Raw genomic sequence first — 16,331 nt, 5'->3', positions numbered from 1 at the left:
TTTTCCCTCCTGTTAATCTTTTTGATAAAAGTGACATTCAAAACCATCGGCTCCAAGTTCTAAACCTTGAGCCCATTCTGGCTGTTTACTCATGATGGTTGATATTTCTTCAATACTAGATTGGTCTTCTGGAACTTCCAAGACAATTTCATCATGGACGTGCATTACGATGCGATAATCTTTTAGTCGATACATGGATTCAGCTAAAATATCTCGTGCAATGCCTTGTACGATATTCTCGACAAACTTAGCTCCATAGGATTCAATTTCTTGCCAGTTATTGCCAGTCCCTATTCCCGCATAAATAACTGATTCTCCTCCAAAACGATTGGTTCCGATGCGAGGCTTGCAGTAAGCTAACCGACGTCCGGAAGGTAACTCAATAAATAAAATTCCCGATTCATAGATAAAACGAAGCCCATGCGTTTCAGTTAGCATCCGTCCTTTCACTGTTTCTTTTGTGCAGCGATCCACTGACCACCAGAAATCGACTATGTTGGGACTCGCTTGACGCCAGGCATCAACTAGTGGTTTTAGGTCTCCTTCTTCTATCCCCATCTCAATGGCTCCCATGGCTTTAAGTGCGCCGACAGAACCCCCATAACCGAGAGCTAATTCAGCAATTTTCCCTTTTTGACGGAGATGGCTATTCACTCCATGCTTTTCAACGGGAACACCAAACATCTGGGAAGCAGACTCACAGTAAATATCCTTCCCTGCTTTAAAAGCTTGTTGTCGCCATTGTTCCTTGGATAGCCATGCTAAGATTCGTGCTTCGATGGAAGAAAAGTCATCTACGATAAATCGATGACCCTTCTTGGGAATAAAAGCTGTTCGGATCAATTCCGATAAGGTATTAGATACTGAACCAAATAATAGTTCCAAACTTTTGGTATCTTTCATTTTTACTAAATTACGAGCTTCCTTTAGATTAGTTAGGTAGTTACGCGGGAGATTTTGTACTTGAATCAGGCGGCCAGCATAACGCCCGGTTCGATTGGCTCCGTAAAACTGGATAAGTCCTCGTGCTCTGGAATCCAATCCCGTCACTGATAGCATCGCATCATATTTCTTCACACTCGACTTCGAAAGTTCTTGCCGGAGTTCGAGCACTTGCTTGTTCTTTCCCTTTGAAGTTTCTAAAGCCTCTTTCACTGCTTTTTTTGCCATAGATTCGATGGGACACCCTTGTTGATTGAGCCACTCTTTTAATTGAAGGGGTGAGTTTGGGTTCTCTAAGCCTGTTAAATCTTTAGCTTCTTGAAGATGATGCTCTCTCGTTTGTCTGCCGCAATAAATTGCTCCTTCTACCAAATCCATATCAACCTCAATACCTAAATCATTAATTTTCTGGTCTTGGTGATAGTAGTTCCATTCCTCACTTGAGACAGGAAATTTAGACAGACGACGCTGGATTGCTAATTCCACTTCAACATCTCTGAAGTTATATTCTTTGAAAGATTTCCAATCTTGTGGAGAATGACCTGGGAGATTCCTTGTTCGGCATTTATTCACTTTCGTGGGTTTACAGGGTGTGCAAAAGTATCGAATCAGCCGCTTACCTTCCTGCATCTTTTTATGTTCTAGTCCTAGTACCTCACCAACTTTCTCTAATGACAGAGGTAAACCTAGAGAAGCCGACCACACCATAGAGCAATACCATCCACTTGGTTCCAAATATCGTCCCGGTGGGTATCCCAAGAATCGACTTAAACAGATACGTTCGAAATTTGCATTAAATGCCCACTTTTCCACAGTCTCATCTAATAAAGCATTAAGTACATGGTCTGGTATTACTTCGCCTAAAGCTATGTCCAACACCTCAACCGGTCCACTATCAATCGAATAGCCAAAGAGCAGGACCTCAAAGTCCTGACTCTCGGCATATTTATAAACTCCACATTTCGATAAATTTACAGACGAATATGTTTCTATATCAATACTGATTGTCCTCATTTTTCATCCTCTTTACTTCTAGTTTGTATTCATTCCAACGTCTAAGAATTGAGATTATTATGTCCGTTCCCATATCTAAAATAATGGTTAACCAAATTACTCCGATAATTACCCAAAAAATCAATTCACCCATTTATTCCCTCCTATGCTAAGAAATCATCCGTTGCATCAGAAAGTGGTTTAAAATCTGAACTCGCAGAGGATCCACCACCTAATGGTTCTCCGTCACGAATTTTCTGGATATTCCCTAGACCGCAGGCTACACCACGATTGCCGTTCACGTTATAAGCATAAAAATGGATAGACACTCGCGCATAAACACCAGAATAAACTTCTGAACGATCCAGGATTGGATTCACCAACTCATCAACAATTTGTGGTGCACGTACAGCATTGGCATTCACAAAGTAAGCTTCTTGATATGCTACATCCTCTTTCTCGATATCCCCATCGCGTAATGGTAATTTTAAAGCTGCTTTATTAGGCTTCTTGCCTCCAAACTTTCCAATTCCTTGTTCAATCGCGGCATCAATGGCTCGTTCAATAGCCTCAATAGTTTTGGTATCTGACTTTGGAATAATTAATGATGCAGAATATTTTTCTTTTCCGCCATTCATGGCAGCACGTGGTTCCCAGACGTTTGCATAGCTTAATCTCACTTCACCTGTAACGACTTTCGTTGAATTCATATTTGACATAAATTTTTCTCCTTTTCTATTTAAAGTCTTCTTTAACATCGTGTCTGACAATGGCTGGTCGTCCATCACTATCTGGGACTAACTGTATTTTACCTGCTGAGCGCATTATCAAATCACCAAATATTTCATTAAATTTCTTGTTACCGATTTGTTTCTCTAATTTAGTTAGAGCCTTTAATTTCACTTCATGAATATCTTGAATACCTTTTTCATTTGCTCGTTGCTCCACTAAAGCTACATCCATATATTTTCGAGTGGTTCGGCCTTCCACTAACTTAAAACCAGGCCATTGCTTTTGATGGTCGATGGCTTGTTGTTCAGCGTACTCTTTTAATGACTTAGCCCAATCAATCAAATCATCTAACTTTGGCAGAATCTCTGTAATCTCTGCATCGGTCAATAGATGAGCTTTCTTCAATTCGTACTTTTGAAGCATTAATAGTTGAATTGCTCGATCTTTAGAAATAGCTCTCAATTTCGTTAAGCGAAGCCATGGTCCAGGTTCAAAATCACCCTTTCCTTCATAGGCTAATTGTGCTTTTTCTTTTAACTCACCATTAGCCCAATCAAGAAGAGCCTCTTTATCAATCACCCAAGTATCGATGTTTCCAATTCGAGGTTGATAGATGGTCATGTAAATCTCTTGAATGTCATAGATACCATCGAACATTTGGATAGCTCCTAAGGCATATAACATCATTTGAGTATTATTTTCGGTCTTCACGTAGCCTTTTCCGTACTTAAAGTCGATGACTTGAATAGTTCCATCTCCCACTAATACACAGTCGACAGTACCAAATCCTTCAGGCGCATACTCAGTGAAGTCGAGACGCTGTTCGATAAGCACGAGCGGTTTATGCTTAAATTGATAGATCCGTTCCTGAACGAATTGAACATAGTCATCTGTATACATCTCCATGTCCTCATCAATATAAGAAGATTTGGGAGTAGACACCTGTTTCCCTAATGCGCTTTGTAGCTTTGCCTCTGCAAGGGCATGAGCAATTGTTCCTTTTTCAGCGTAGACATTAGAATCATCCACCCTATATTCCTCAGTTGCAATTTCTTCAAGCCGTGCAATCTTTGGATTGTTTAACCACTTCTGGGAGCTTGATGCAGAGAGTAGCGCGTGTTTCTTACTACCCAAGTGCATCAACCTCCTGCCATAATTTTGGATAGTCTTTAGCAGGGATATCACTCAACTTGTTTGCGCCATGGGCTACAATTAGGTCTCGAATTTCTGAACCAAATCCATCTCGTGCTTTCTCTACTAAATGTCCCTGAATGGCATCAAAGCTAATAGGACTAACCACTTCTTGCTCATCAGGAATTGAATAATCATCGAGTGTCATTTGATCTGGGTTATCTGTTTGCATCTGGTTATAAAAGTGTTGCCAAGAATCGTATAAATTTTGAAATTCCTCATTAAACTGGTAAAGCTGTTTCATCATCGCCATGTTTGTTTTCCTCCGTTTCTTCAATTGTTATATTGGATACTTGATCACCAGGAACAATAATCGTGACTCGCTGACTATCTCCCAGTAGCTTCTTTAATAAGCGTTGACGAAAGGTCGCCTTTTTTACTTGCACCGCATGATCCGTTGGTGAACGTAGTGTCTTGATATTTAACTGGTTCGACATTTGGGTTTCCTCCTCTCTGAGGGAATCTCTTTTCTTTCCCTTCACTATTAGCCACCTGGGTGACCTAATTCGGACGGTCCTGAAAATATTTTTTTAATTTGATTTTTGCTCTATTGACTGCTTTTCGTATCGCAGATTCATCTTTGCCTTCTTCTCGTGCGATACTTGAGTAACTTTCTCCATCAATTAGGCATCTTTGTATCAAATATATCTGCCGGTCAGATAAGATACTCGTTAACTCATTCATCCATATTCTGCTTAATACCTGGGACTCCACATCAATATTCGATTCAATAACTCTTTTTTGTAATTTACGATTTTTATAATCCTCACGACTTATATCTTCATAAGACCTATGTCGATCACTTCTGGATTGTTTCCTATCATTCAGCTTTTCTTCATAATAAAAATCTAGTAGCTCTGTTTTCCACTCAGCCTGATAGTTCGAATCACTCACAGCTATTATTAATTCCTGGTCATCTGGGAACTCCTCAATCATTAACTCAATTTCTTTGCCACTTTTCCCTATATACTTCACTGTTAACGGTTTATACTGTTTCACTTTTTTGCTCCTCCTTGGATGTTTAATCCGCAGAGGACGCCTTAATCCGTAGAACGAAAAAGACGGGCACAATTCAATAACAAAGCTCTAACTTGCTTTGATATTGAATCCTGCCCGTCTAGCGGTTCTGCGGATTATTAAATTATTTATTTAAGACTTTAAATTCACCATTTGCTAAAATTTGAATGATTGTAATTGCTTTACCTTTTACAATTTCAATGGTTTTTGCTTTCTTATCAATAGCGCATACTTTCTTGCCGTTCTTATTTCTAATTTCATCCATTTACATTCTCCTTAGAAAAATAAAAAAAGCTATCCATTGAACCCTAATCGGTCAATAGATAGCTTCTTTTTTATACTCCACCAATGTGGGGGTATTTTTAAGATAACTTCTTACTTATTATGTTTTACTGCTTTGTCGATTTGATAAAGGATGTCTTCCCATGGGACTTTTAATAGATTATTCTTCTGTTTAATTTCAATTTCCACTTTCCCATCTTCATGGACAATAGCATCAAACAATCTTTCTGGTACAGTTTTACTACTACTTAAATTTCTAATTGGCTGTTTAATCATTTACTCCCTCCTAAAATGGTAAATCACTATAATCAATGTCATTTGGTTGTATACCCTTTTCCATATAAGATTCAATAGCAAAACGAATTGAATCATTTAATTTGGGATACTTTAAATTTTCAACGATTGTTTGATACAAATCATCAATTATATATTTGAGATTCATCCCCTCCATATTACTTCCAATATACACTTGACTTCCTGAGTTATTAGTCATCCAAACTTCTACTGCTCTGGCATTTGGATCATTCACTTTATGGATTGTCTTACAAATATTCATAAGATGTAGCGTCGTATTATTAGCCATATTCAAGCTAAAACAATCCCCAGCTATGACGGTATGATGACCAAAAGCATTAGAAACCATAACGTTACGTGTAACTTCTTCTGGATATTCAGATTCTGATAAATCATAAAAAGTCTCATAATTCATCAATGGGTGTGATAATACGCCATTCAAGTCAGGCTCTTCGTAATTTAAAGAATCAGAGGAATTTTTCTCCCAACCTAACTTATCATTTACCGTGTCACTTTTAAGCTTTTCAAAGAAAGAAACAAGATACAATTCAGTAGGAGTCAATGAAGATAAATCGACTGTCAATAGAGTGTCTATACTTATTTTTAAGTAACTAGCGACACTAATGATAAAATCAATACCTGGCTTGGCACCACTCTCCTTACTGGTTCTGGAAATATATCCTGTACTGACGCCTGCAGTAGACTCTAGATCACCAATTTTTTCGTTACGCTTTTTAATTAAAAAATAGATATTGTCAAAAAACATTTTTGAATTAAATCTTGTGTCCATTAAACCACCTCTTTACCCTTTCGAATACATTATATAAAAACTTTACTCAGATGTCAAACATATATTTTAATTGACTTTAACGTAAAATGATTTTACTTTATTGACACTTGTGTAAAACTAACAAAATATAAGCCTTACCAACTAAGTCAAATAAGCTTTTTTGCTAACTTTTAGTTTAAAAAAATATGAACTTGCATATTTTAAAACAAGCTCACTTGTTGTTCATTTTCCAATTGCTTATCATGTATAGAGAGTCTAATGGCAGCAGCATCATTCGATACCTGATAAACCGATGAAATTTCTTGAATTATTAATAGTCTTTGGAGTCGTGAACACGATTTTGAGTACGACTGGTTCTCTAAAAACTTTGAAAAACTTCTTTTATTCATTAACATATATGAAGCAAAAGTATTCGCTTGATACTCTAACCAATCTTCTTCTGTAACTAGTCTCCTTCTTTCACCGAAAGTTAAAACATTCTCTGGTCTTGATGATGCGTTTTTATTTAATTTTTCAGATGTATAATCATCAACATCAAAAAGAGCAAGCTGGTTCTGTGTATCAGAGTAGTATTTTTGATGCTGCACTGCGTGACCAGCTTCATGCATTAAAGTAAATCTTCGTAAATGATTCATATTTGGTTGTTCAGATAAACGGGCATCCAATAAAATCGTTTTAGATCTATTGGTTAACCAAGTAACATCATCTTTCTCAGGTAAATATATCGGTATAACGTCGCTATCGTTAAAAACACACCTACCTAAGTAACACTGATTCTTGGACAAATGAACTTCTTCAATATTATATTCTAAATAGAATTCAATGAAATCATCTACATCAAATGGAGTAGGGGTTTCTAATAATTCAGAATTGTAATCAGCAACAATCATACTAGTAAGGTCCTCGATATTACTTAAGCTCAGTACCGGTACATTATCTTTCTTATGAGGAAAAACATATCCAATTTTGTCTAACATAAATCAAACATCCTTATTGCTTTTATTTTCTAAACTTTTAATAAATTCGAACCACTCAGCCTCTCCAGCCCCCATATCTTTTGCTCTTCTCAAAGCAGCATTAATATAGTCTTTACCTGCAACATACTCAGGAAGATCTGGTGCTATATTATGCCTTTGGTCACCTGCAAGATTCATTAATTTATTCGCCTCATCTTCTGTTAAGCTTAAAATATCAACAATTTGGTTAAGTTTATCAATATCAAATGAATCTCTACGTCCTTTCTCAACATCGCTGAGATATGGTGATGTGATTCCTAGCAATCCAGCCATTGATTTTAATGTAATTTTTTTATCCTTTCGTAGTTTTGACAAATAGTCTCCGAAATTATCCATGACTTCCCACCTTTCGATGGGCACCTCCCCTTAATACAAATTAGCTAATTAGCTTATTTTTATTGTACATTACTTTATATTTAATTTCAAGGGCGTATACAAAAAAAACTCTCTTCTATTACTTGAATAGAAAAGAGCAATTTTATTAATTTTCTAAAGAAAGACTTTTAAATGACTTACCTAATGTCATTTTACTCAATTGATTCATTGTCGACCTGCCATCATTCATGGTATAGAATCTTAGTCCTTTTATTGCTAATCCATCTACTTGATCTTCAAATACTAAATCAGCTTGATGGCTATTGATGTACATTAATAAATCTTCTTTCCATTGTTCCTTTTCTAATAAATTGATGCCTTTTGGTTCAATGAAAATCTGCAGATACTGGTCAGTATTCTCCAACAAAAGAATAAAGTCAGGTTGAAAAGCTTCAAAACGACGCTCTCGAACTTTTTCACCAAATTGATAAAGCTTTAAAGCATCGCTTTTCACAGACTCCCGATGCATATTCTCATCCATACGAATTAAGTATACATGCTCATATTCTTCTTTAAGCTCACTCACTCTTTCTGCAATACGATCAATCAACTGCTTTTCAGTTAGATTAACAATCGTAGAATCATAAACAAAGAAATCTTCTTTTATAATATGACGGCTTACTTGTTGAGGATCAGGTTTATCAAGTAATCGCATCGAACTGGTATCATAATTGGGTATGCGTTTGCGGTAATCAGCCACATATTCTCTGATAGGATAACCGATAAATTTATTGGTTCCAATCGCTTTTTGATACCCCGTTTGAATTTTCTTAGCGACTTCCATTAGATACTGCTCTAATATTTCAAGTTTTTCTTCTGCTTTGAAATCTTTTCTAGAAAACATAGCCGGCACTACCGCATAGAGCGTTCTGTTAGAGATATTCAGCCATTGCTCGCCTAAAAAGGCTTCACGAGATTCAAGTTGAGGCAGATACTTTTTGAGATTACTAAAATGATAAAACGTTAGACGATTCATTGCTTTCACAAAATATCGTTTGTCCAATTCAACCGCGACCACATGGGTGTCTCTGTAGTCTTCATATACTTGATTGGATCGATATGTCACTTCTTTCGCAGTAAATTTCCAGTTGAGGGTGATATCCGATTGATTGTCAATACCGTACTTGGCTAAGTTATCATAATAGGTGTCATCTACTTCAACCTTCTCATTATAGTAGATTGCACCCTCTTTCCACAGTTTGGTGCGTTTAAAGGATGGTTTTATTTTAACCTCTAATAACGGGTTTTTCTTATCTTCTCCTGTCGGCAAGTTCATCTCGTTAAGAGCAGCGACTAAGTTCTTCAAGTATTGGGGTTCATTGACTGTATGGTAGTGAAGGGTTTCTAATAACAAGCTGTCTCGACCATCATCTTCAAACCGTCGTTGATAACTAATTTCCCCTTCAAGTTCAAAGGGATTATACCGAGCCCCTCGCCCTATCAGCTGAGCCTCTGCCATGGTAGATGTTTTGGTTCCTTTAGCATTTTCAGTATCAGAAATACGGACAATATCATAGAGATTGAGTACATCCCAACCTTCTGTCAGTTTTGCTACGGCGAATACAACCCGATAGAGATTAGAGGGACTTTCCAAACTATTTAAGGCTTCATACTGTCCTTTCTCTAACATACCTGCGCCGCGGTCGCTGTCATTGGCATTAATGATCCGGCTCGGAGAAAACTGACGCTTCATTTCGCGAACGATTTGAGGGAGGTCGTCTTCATTAGCTAAATAATACTGATAAGCTCGACTTAAGGTTTCGCTTTGTTCATCATCGCTGATACGAGAACGGAAACGGATAAAGTCTTCCACCTTTTCCGCAGAGAGCTGAATAATTAACTCTTTAAATTTAACTTCTGCTTCATTAGAATCAACAATTTTAGGAGATTTAAATAAAATCACCGGTTTAATTTGACTGCCATGATACTCTAAAGCAAAGCGCCGACGAAATTCACTTAAGAGGACGACATTCATCATATTGTCTAAATCGGTATTACTCGACTGGATTCGCTTGACATTTTTTGAAAAGCGATCACTAATATACCGGTCTAGGGTGTAGCGATAAATAATCTTATCCTTATACTTGGCATAGACATTTTTATTATCCAGATCAATCGTAGCAGTAAATTCCAATAAACGGTTATCAGGGTGGGCTGCTAGAATTAAATCAATCGCTCGTTCCCATGATTTTTCTTCCTCTTTCTCTTTCTTGGTTGAGGCAGAGTAGTGATGGGCTTCATCTCCTAAAACTGCGACTTTATGACGGGAATAATCCGTTAAACCCATTGTATTCTCCCGTTGAGTAAATAAGTCATTAAAGACTGATTGAATAGACGCTAACTTCAAATAAATAACATTTTCTTGAGGTTGACGTGGATATTGACTGACTTTTTCTATTCTGATTCGCTCTCCTTCAATCTCGATAGATTGTTGAAAGAGATACTTATCTGACTGAGGATTGGTTAAGTTGTCGATGGTTTTGTTCAAAACCGAATTGGTGTTCACCACAAACAAAAAATTCTGATAACCATGTTCATGAAAAAGATAAAGCATCAAACCAGCCATTAAATCTGTTTTTCCTGACCCCGTTGCCATATTGAATAACACATGGTTGGGATGACGGTATTGAAATTGATCTAGGGTCTGCGAATTATGGAAGAATCTTAAGGCGTCTTCTTGATAATAACGAAAGGTATGAACCATATTGTCTGTCAAATAAGTAGGATGATCATAAGCGGTCGCACTGACAAAGACATCCTGGTCAAGTTTTAGTAATTCATCGTATAAAGGAAGTGGCAAAGTCTTATTACTGGTCTTCTTGGCCATGGTATTCTTCCTCCTTGTAGAATGACTGATTAAAAGCATAATCAGTATCGCTAATTAAGTCTCGCACGTTAGCATCATCAATCTCAGAGTAGTTATAATAGAGTTGATTTTTATCGATTACCTTTACTAACAAACGCTTCTTATCTGCCAATGAAATGGCATCAATCAGCATCTCCTGAACTTGTTCTGAATCCGCACGGAAATCCAAGTCAACATTATCTAACATTAATTGATAAATTTGTTTCAAGCTGTCTGTATCCTTGGCTTCTAATACAGATTCTAAATAACCTTTAGATTTTTCCATAAGCTCGACATAGACGAATGATCCTCCACCTTGCCAATTAACATCTTTAGAAATACCACCTTGTTCGCCTTCCATCACTTTTTGTAGACGAGGCACAGAAACGGTATTGATATAGTCCATTTGTTCGATGCCAATAAAACGGCGATTCATCTTCATGGCTACTGCTTGTGTGGTGGCGGATCCCATGAAGAAATCGAGGACGATGTCTTTTTCAAATGTTCCTACCTCAATAATTTGCTGCATTAAGCTTTCGGGCTTTGCATAATTAAACTCGCCATCTTCGATAATATCATTCTTCGCAGTTCTGCCTTTCCCCATTAATTGCTTGGTAAAATCTTTTAATAAATAATCGGAAAATACAGCAGGTCCTTTTTCTTTATCTTTTATATCATCTTCATCTTTAAATGATCTTCTAAAAGGTACTTCCCCATTCATAAAGTCATAATCATCAGGAAATCCTATATACCCATTATTATACCAGTTCTGAAAAGTATCTTTAGTAACTCGCCATACTGCATTTTTATCTACTTCATAGACCTTTCCAGTTTTTGGATTAACCATGTCAAAATATGAGTTAGGTCTTTCTTTATAATTCTTTTGTTGCTTTATGTCGCCCCTTCTCCATGGTCTATTAGGAAAATCATCTGTTTCTATATAACTTCTATATATTTTCCGTTGAATTACAGAATCTTTTCTATCAGCTTTACTATATATTAAAATAAAATCAAAATCTTGACTAAAATTAAAGGGTACATCATTTTTGCCTTCCCTAGTCTTCCGTGGTAATGTTCCTACAAAATTATTTTGGCCGAAAACTGAATCTGCTAAAACCTTTAAATAGTGCATACCATCTTCTCCAACATGAATCCAAATCGTGCCATCATTTGTAATTAATTCACTTGCTATTTCAAGTCGATTTTTTAAAAATAATAACCATGTTGATAATTTGAAATTCGAATTATACGCCGATTGTAAAATTAAGCTAGACAAATAAATAAGCCATTCGTGGTACACTCAAATTGTAATTCCTACCAAAGAATACAAAGGAGTGATCACGAATGACCTACACCCATCTTACCATGGATGAACTAGTGATGATAGAGGCTTACTACCACCAAAATATCGCTGTAACAAAAATATCGGCTCAGTTAAAACGTTCTAGAATGACCATCTACAACGTCATCAACTTCCTGAAGAAAGGCCATACGGCCTTGGATTATTACCGACAATATAAGAAAAACAAGGCGCGTTGTGGACGGCACAAGATAATCCTGCCCGAGGAACAACAAGTGTACATCAATAAAAAAATTGCACAGGGATGGACGCCAGATGTCATCATTGGTCGCCAAGAAATGCCAATCGCATGTTCCATGCGGACGCTCTATCGTCGCTTCAAAGAAAAGATATTCGATGAAACAACTTTACCCATGAAGGGAAAGCGGAAACCAAACGGCCATCAAGAACGTCGGGGAAAACAGGCTTTCAAGAGGAATATCGTTGAAAGGGAAAAGGATTATCCGGTATTCAAGGAAGAATTTGGTCATATCGAAGGTGATACTATTGTTGGTGTCCATCACAAAAGTGCCGTCATCACCTTGGTAGAACGACTTTCCAAAGTCATTATCACCTTGAAGCCCCATGGGCGAAAGGCAAACGATATCGAGAATACACTGAATCAGTGGTTTGAATCGATTCCTAGACATCTATTTAAGTCCATCACCTTTGATTGTGGAAAAGAATTCTCCAATTGGAAAAACCTAAGCAACCAACATGATATCGCCATCTATTTTGCCGATCCTGGAACGCCATCACAGCGCGCATTAAATGAAAACTCCAACGGATTGCTGCGAAAAGATGGGTTGCCAAAAGAAATGGACTTCAATCAAGTGGACCAAACATTTGTCTCATCGGTTGCGAACAAGCGAAATAATATCCCACGAAAATCCTTGGCATACCAGACGCCGCTGGAAGTATTTTTGAGTTACATAAATGAATCTACTTTGTCTAGCTTAAATTGACAAATCAAAATATTTAAAAGCATCGTATTCTTTGTTTGTAATAAAATAATAAGGTACGTCTATGTAAATCATCTTCACTTTTCCTGAATATTTTTCTTTTAAACTATGTAATGCTAACAAGTTATTCCCTTTCAGAATTAAATTATCTTCTTCAGAAAACTCAGCGGTATCCTCAACACCCTCCGCCGTATATCTCTTTGCATTCACCAAAATCTTTTTATCCAATAATGTATCTATCTCTTCTGCCGCAACCACCTCATTGTAGAATGGTTCATTTGGTAACAAGTCCTCTTTCTCAACATCTTCTTTAGACATCCCTGCCTTCAATACTGTATCTTTATATGGAAAATCTAAGACCGCCTCTGTGGATTCATCTAAGAATCTGCCATTTACAGTTAAACCAATTTTCTTAGAATACTTTGTATAGGAGTCCATCCAATAGTCATCCATTTCAAAGCTTTCGATGAGCTTATTTGTTTCTATAAGCGTATACTCCCCAATTTGTTTGGCATAATGTTTCTTCACTAACTCATTGCTTAATAAAGCTAGAATAAGTTCTTCATCATAACGGTCAATATCCTGAATGACTTTTGCTTTATTTAATTCATTGCCGATAAAATACTTATCTCCGAACGATGATAATATATCCTTTAACGTCTTCATAATCTTCGTTTCCAACTTAACATCCCCTTACTCTCTTTGATCTGTTTCCACAGACCTACTCCTTTTAGCATAATAAAAAGGAGTCACTTAATCTAAAAATCAAGTTTACTCCTTTTAATATTACCATACCCAAATGCTAGTTTCATTAAGAACCTTGTTGGAACAAGCTTTTAGTCAGCTACCTTTTCCATCAATACTATACACTCAACATGTAATGTTTGCGGGAACATATCGACAGGTTGTACTTCTCTAGCTTGATAACCTTTTTCATCAAAAAGGGCTAGGTCACGCGCTAGTGTTGATGGGTTGCAGCTTACATAAACGATGCGTTCTGGACTCATTTCAACCGCTGCATCAATAAAGGCTGCTTCTAATCCTTTACGTGGTGGGTCAACTAGAATAACATCCGCTTTACGACCATTTTCAACCCATTTTGGCAATAGTTCTTCTGCTGCGCCGACTTCAAAGGTAATATTGGTGATATTGTTTTCTTTTGCATTCCGTTCAGCCATTTCAATCGCATCCGGAACAATTTCTAAACCAAAAACGTGTTGTGCTTTTTCAGCTAAGGAAATTGAGAGCGTCCCAATACCACAGAAAGCATCAATAACTGTTTCTTTACCGGTTAATTTTGCAGCATCCAGTGCAATTTGGTAGAGACGCTCGGTTTGAACTGGATTGATTTGATAGAAAGATTTTGAGCTAATCGCAAAAGTATGACCTAATAAGGTATCGTGATAAACATCTTCACCATAAAGGACAATATTTTCGTCGCCCAAAATAACATTCGTCCGTTTTGGATTGACGTTTTGAACAATACTGACGACTTCTGGTAGTGCTTCACGAATATCTGGAATAATTTTACTCATTGGAAATAGCTTAGCAGTACGCGTCACTAGGACTACCATCATTTCACCAGTATGATAACCACGGCGAATCATGATGTGGCGAATATTTCCCGTATTTCTTTTTTCATCGTAGCCTTTAACGCCATACTCTTGAAGAATATCACGTACTTTAACGATTGCTTCATCGATTTTAGGATCTTGAATATGGAAATTTTCCATTGGAACCAACTCATGGGTTCCTTTGCGGAAAAATCCTGTTACCAATTTGCCATTTTTGTCTGCTCGAACAGGAATTTGGGCTTTGTTACGATATCCCCAAGGATTGCTCATCCCAATAGTAGGAAGAACCTTAATCTCAGGTAGTTTAGCAATGCGGTTTAAATCACGTTTCACTAAATCTTGTTTAAAATCTAATTGAGCGCTGTAACGTAAATGTTGTAGTGGCATGGTACCAACGCGAGTTCCCAAAACATCAATTGCTGGAACACGATCTTGAGAAGAAGTTAGACGTTCTTCCATACGAGCAAATCCATATGATTTGCCGACTTTTGTGACTTTGACAATTGCTGACTCACCTGGTAAACCATCAACGACAAATAGCGGGTAGCCATCGACTTTAGCAACGCCCATACCTTCTGACGTTAAGTCTTCAAATGAGACGGTTAATTTTTCATTTTTTGTTACGGGTGCTGCTTCATAATTTGTTTTCATGTTTTCTCCTTGTTAGGTGCCTAGATTTCCGATTACCATAAGTTTGCATTATAACACGACAAGAGTCAAATCCCATCCTTAATTACCACTTTAATCCTATTAAAAAGTGAATTGTGGGTATTATGCTTAATTAATGCCTACTTCTGCGAATTATGAATGGCAAATCTAGTCATTATCTGAGGATAATGCCCACTTTTTATTCTTCCAAGTCTAAACTGTCAATTTCTTCTAACAATTTGCTAGTGCTTTCAGTTATTTCAGATGGTAGAGGCGTAGCATAATCGCTCGTATTGCCTATAATTTGAATGTGTTGTTGTAAATTCGTGAATTCCACGGAACCTTCTCCACCATATTCACCGTCTAAATTTAAAAGTAAAGGATGTTCATCTAAATTTTCTACCTTTACAGAAGAGGTGTGGCAGTAAGTGACTTTGGGATGATTTATGTGCGTGCCGTTTCGGATGAGTTGGGAAAGTATTTGCACTAACTCAAATAGATTTGCTGTTTTGATAATAAGTAAAGTAAATTTACCATCTCCCATTAGCATATGTGGATCAATATTTTGAATACCCCCAACTGATTCAGTCAGTGCTACAAAATACATCGATGCTTCTCCTTCAAAAACACCACCATCATAAGTAATGCGCATCGAAATTGGTTTGATTTGTGGTAATTTTTCGGCACCTTTAATGAGGTAGGCTAAATAACCGAAAATTGTTTTTAAGCGGACCGGAACTTCATAAGTCACATCCGATAAATATCCACCTGCTGCTATATTAATAAAATAGGAATCATTAACTTTTCCAACATCCATTGGAATCGTCCATCCTCGAGCAATCACATGAGCTGCTTCAAGTAAATCAGCACGTGGAATTTTAAGAGCACGTGCTAAATCATTAGTGGTTCCAGCCGGTATGATACCAATAAGGGGGCGTTTTTCTAACCCACTCACTCCATTAATGACCTCGCTAACTGTTCCGTCACCACCCGCTGCAACAATCAAATCAAAGCCTGCTAAGGCAGCACGTTTTGCTTCATGAGCAGCTGATTGAGGTTCTGGCTTCGTTTGAAAGGTACTTGTTTCATACCCAGCATTTTCTAAAATTTCTAAAATAGCTAGCATGTGTCTGGTTAATTGCTCGCGACCAGCAGATGGATTGTAAATGACTCTCGCTCGCATCTGATCCCTCCTCAACTTTTTTCTACATCTATTGTACTACACTTGGTCTATATATTGGTTAATTTTACTTATAAACAGCTTTGTCACCTGTTTTTATATATTTTCAAAAAATTAAATGGTGGCTTTTATCATCCAGTTGTTTTAACAT

General features: G+C 37.2%; 18 protein-coding genes. 1 reads left to right on the top strand and 17 read right to left on the bottom strand.

Features of this window, described 5'->3' with window-relative positions:
* Positions 1-12: 12 nt before the first annotated feature.
* From BW727_RS00500 to BW727_RS00445, 14 genes are all read right to left on the bottom strand, one after another.
* Positions 13-1,956 (bottom strand): DNA polymerase, encoded by a 1,944-nt coding sequence (locus BW727_RS00500; protein ID WP_062467876.1) that lies wholly within the window; start codon positions 1,954-1,956, stop codon positions 13-15.
* Positions 1,937-2,089, bottom strand: coding sequence for a hypothetical protein (locus tag BW727_RS10570; RefSeq protein WP_156179545.1), 153 nt, complete (start codon positions 2,087-2,089; stop codon positions 1,937-1,939). The genes BW727_RS00500 and BW727_RS10570 overlap by 20 nt, the downstream gene beginning before the upstream one ends.
* Before the next feature lie 10 nt (positions 2,090-2,099).
* Positions 2,100-2,654 (bottom strand): DUF2815 family protein, encoded by a 555-nt coding sequence (locus BW727_RS00495; protein WP_077795679.1) that lies wholly within the window; start codon positions 2,652-2,654, stop codon positions 2,100-2,102.
* 16 nt (positions 2,655-2,670) lie between these two features.
* A complete protein-coding gene (locus BW727_RS00490) occupies positions 2,671-3,801 on the bottom strand; it encodes a DUF2800 domain-containing protein (protein ID WP_062467875.1) in 1,131 nt (376 codons plus the stop codon).
* Entirely contained in the window at positions 3,794-4,111 is a 318-nt protein-coding gene (locus BW727_RS00485; protein WP_062467874.1) for a hypothetical protein, read from the bottom strand. The genes BW727_RS00490 and BW727_RS00485 overlap by 8 nt, the downstream gene beginning before the upstream one ends.
* Positions 4,080-4,295 carry a hypothetical protein gene (locus BW727_RS00480; protein WP_062467873.1) on the bottom strand — a complete coding sequence of 72 codons (216 nt, stop codon included), beginning with the start codon at positions 4,293-4,295 and terminating at the stop codon, positions 4,080-4,082. Before BW727_RS00480 ends, BW727_RS00485 begins: the two co-directional genes overlap by 32 nt.
* Positions 4,296-4,359: 64 nt before the next feature.
* Positions 4,360-4,857, bottom strand: coding sequence for a sigma-70 RNA polymerase sigma factor region 4 domain-containing protein (locus BW727_RS00475; protein WP_062467872.1), 498 nt, complete (start codon positions 4,855-4,857; stop codon positions 4,360-4,362).
* A 142-nt stretch (positions 4,858-4,999) separates the two neighbouring features.
* Positions 5,000-5,140: a hypothetical protein gene (locus BW727_RS10565; protein ID WP_156179544.1), complete on the bottom strand. Its 141-nt coding sequence runs from the start codon at positions 5,138-5,140 to the stop codon at positions 5,000-5,002.
* 110 nt (positions 5,141-5,250) lie between these two features.
* Positions 5,251-5,433 (bottom strand): hypothetical protein, encoded by a 183-nt coding sequence (locus tag BW727_RS00470; protein WP_062467871.1) that lies wholly within the window; start codon positions 5,431-5,433, stop codon positions 5,251-5,253.
* Between the two features lie 10 nt (positions 5,434-5,443).
* A complete protein-coding gene (locus BW727_RS00465) occupies positions 5,444-6,241 on the bottom strand; it encodes a helix-turn-helix domain-containing protein (protein ID WP_062467870.1) in 798 nt (265 codons plus the stop codon).
* A gap of 200 nt (positions 6,242-6,441) precedes the next feature.
* Entirely contained in the window at positions 6,442-7,218 is a 777-nt protein-coding gene (locus BW727_RS00460; RefSeq protein WP_062467869.1) for an ImmA/IrrE family metallo-endopeptidase, read from the bottom strand.
* 3 nt (positions 7,219-7,221) lie between these two features.
* Positions 7,222-7,593 (bottom strand): helix-turn-helix domain-containing protein, encoded by a 372-nt coding sequence (locus BW727_RS00455; RefSeq protein ID WP_062467868.1) that lies wholly within the window; start codon positions 7,591-7,593, stop codon positions 7,222-7,224.
* A 145-nt stretch (positions 7,594-7,738) separates the two neighbouring features.
* Complete coding sequence (locus BW727_RS00450; RefSeq protein ID WP_062467867.1) at positions 7,739-10,459, bottom strand: DEAD/DEAH box helicase family protein; 2,721 nt, start codon at positions 10,457-10,459, stop codon at positions 7,739-7,741.
* On the bottom strand, positions 10,440-11,777 hold the full coding sequence (locus BW727_RS00445) for a site-specific DNA-methyltransferase (protein ID WP_077795677.1): 1,338 nt from the start codon (positions 11,775-11,777) through the stop codon (positions 10,440-10,442). Before BW727_RS00445 ends, BW727_RS00450 begins: the two co-directional genes overlap by 20 nt.
* Positions 11,778-11,821: 44 nt before the next feature.
* Between BW727_RS00445 and BW727_RS00440 the strand changes: the two genes are divergently transcribed.
* On the top strand, positions 11,822-12,781 hold the full coding sequence (locus BW727_RS00440) for an IS30 family transposase (RefSeq protein ID WP_077795676.1): 960 nt from the start codon (positions 11,822-11,824) through the stop codon (positions 12,779-12,781).
* On the opposite strand, the gene BW727_RS00435 is transcribed toward BW727_RS00440, so the two are convergent.
* From BW727_RS00435 to BW727_RS00425, 3 genes are all read right to left on the bottom strand, one after another.
* Entirely contained in the window at positions 12,773-13,459 is a 687-nt protein-coding gene (locus BW727_RS00435) for a site-specific DNA-methyltransferase (RefSeq protein ID WP_227807196.1), read from the bottom strand. The genes BW727_RS00440 and BW727_RS00435 overlap by 9 nt on opposite strands.
* Before the next feature lie 155 nt (positions 13,460-13,614).
* A complete protein-coding gene (gene rlmD, locus BW727_RS00430; RefSeq protein WP_062470618.1) occupies positions 13,615-15,003 on the bottom strand; it encodes a 23S rRNA (uracil(1939)-C(5))-methyltransferase RlmD in 1,389 nt (462 codons plus the stop codon).
* Between the two features lie 196 nt (positions 15,004-15,199).
* Entirely contained in the window at positions 15,200-16,183 is a 984-nt protein-coding gene (locus BW727_RS00425; protein ID WP_062470621.1) for a diacylglycerol kinase, read from the bottom strand.
* Between the last annotated feature and the right edge of the window lie 148 nt (positions 16,184-16,331).

The organism is Jeotgalibaca dankookensis, assembly GCF_002005405.1.
GTDB lineage: Bacteria > Bacillota > Bacilli > Lactobacillales > Aerococcaceae > Jeotgalibaca > Jeotgalibaca dankookensis.
The sequence above is the reverse complement of the archived record's forward strand: the minus strand, read 5'-3'. Positions and strand labels throughout refer to the sequence as shown.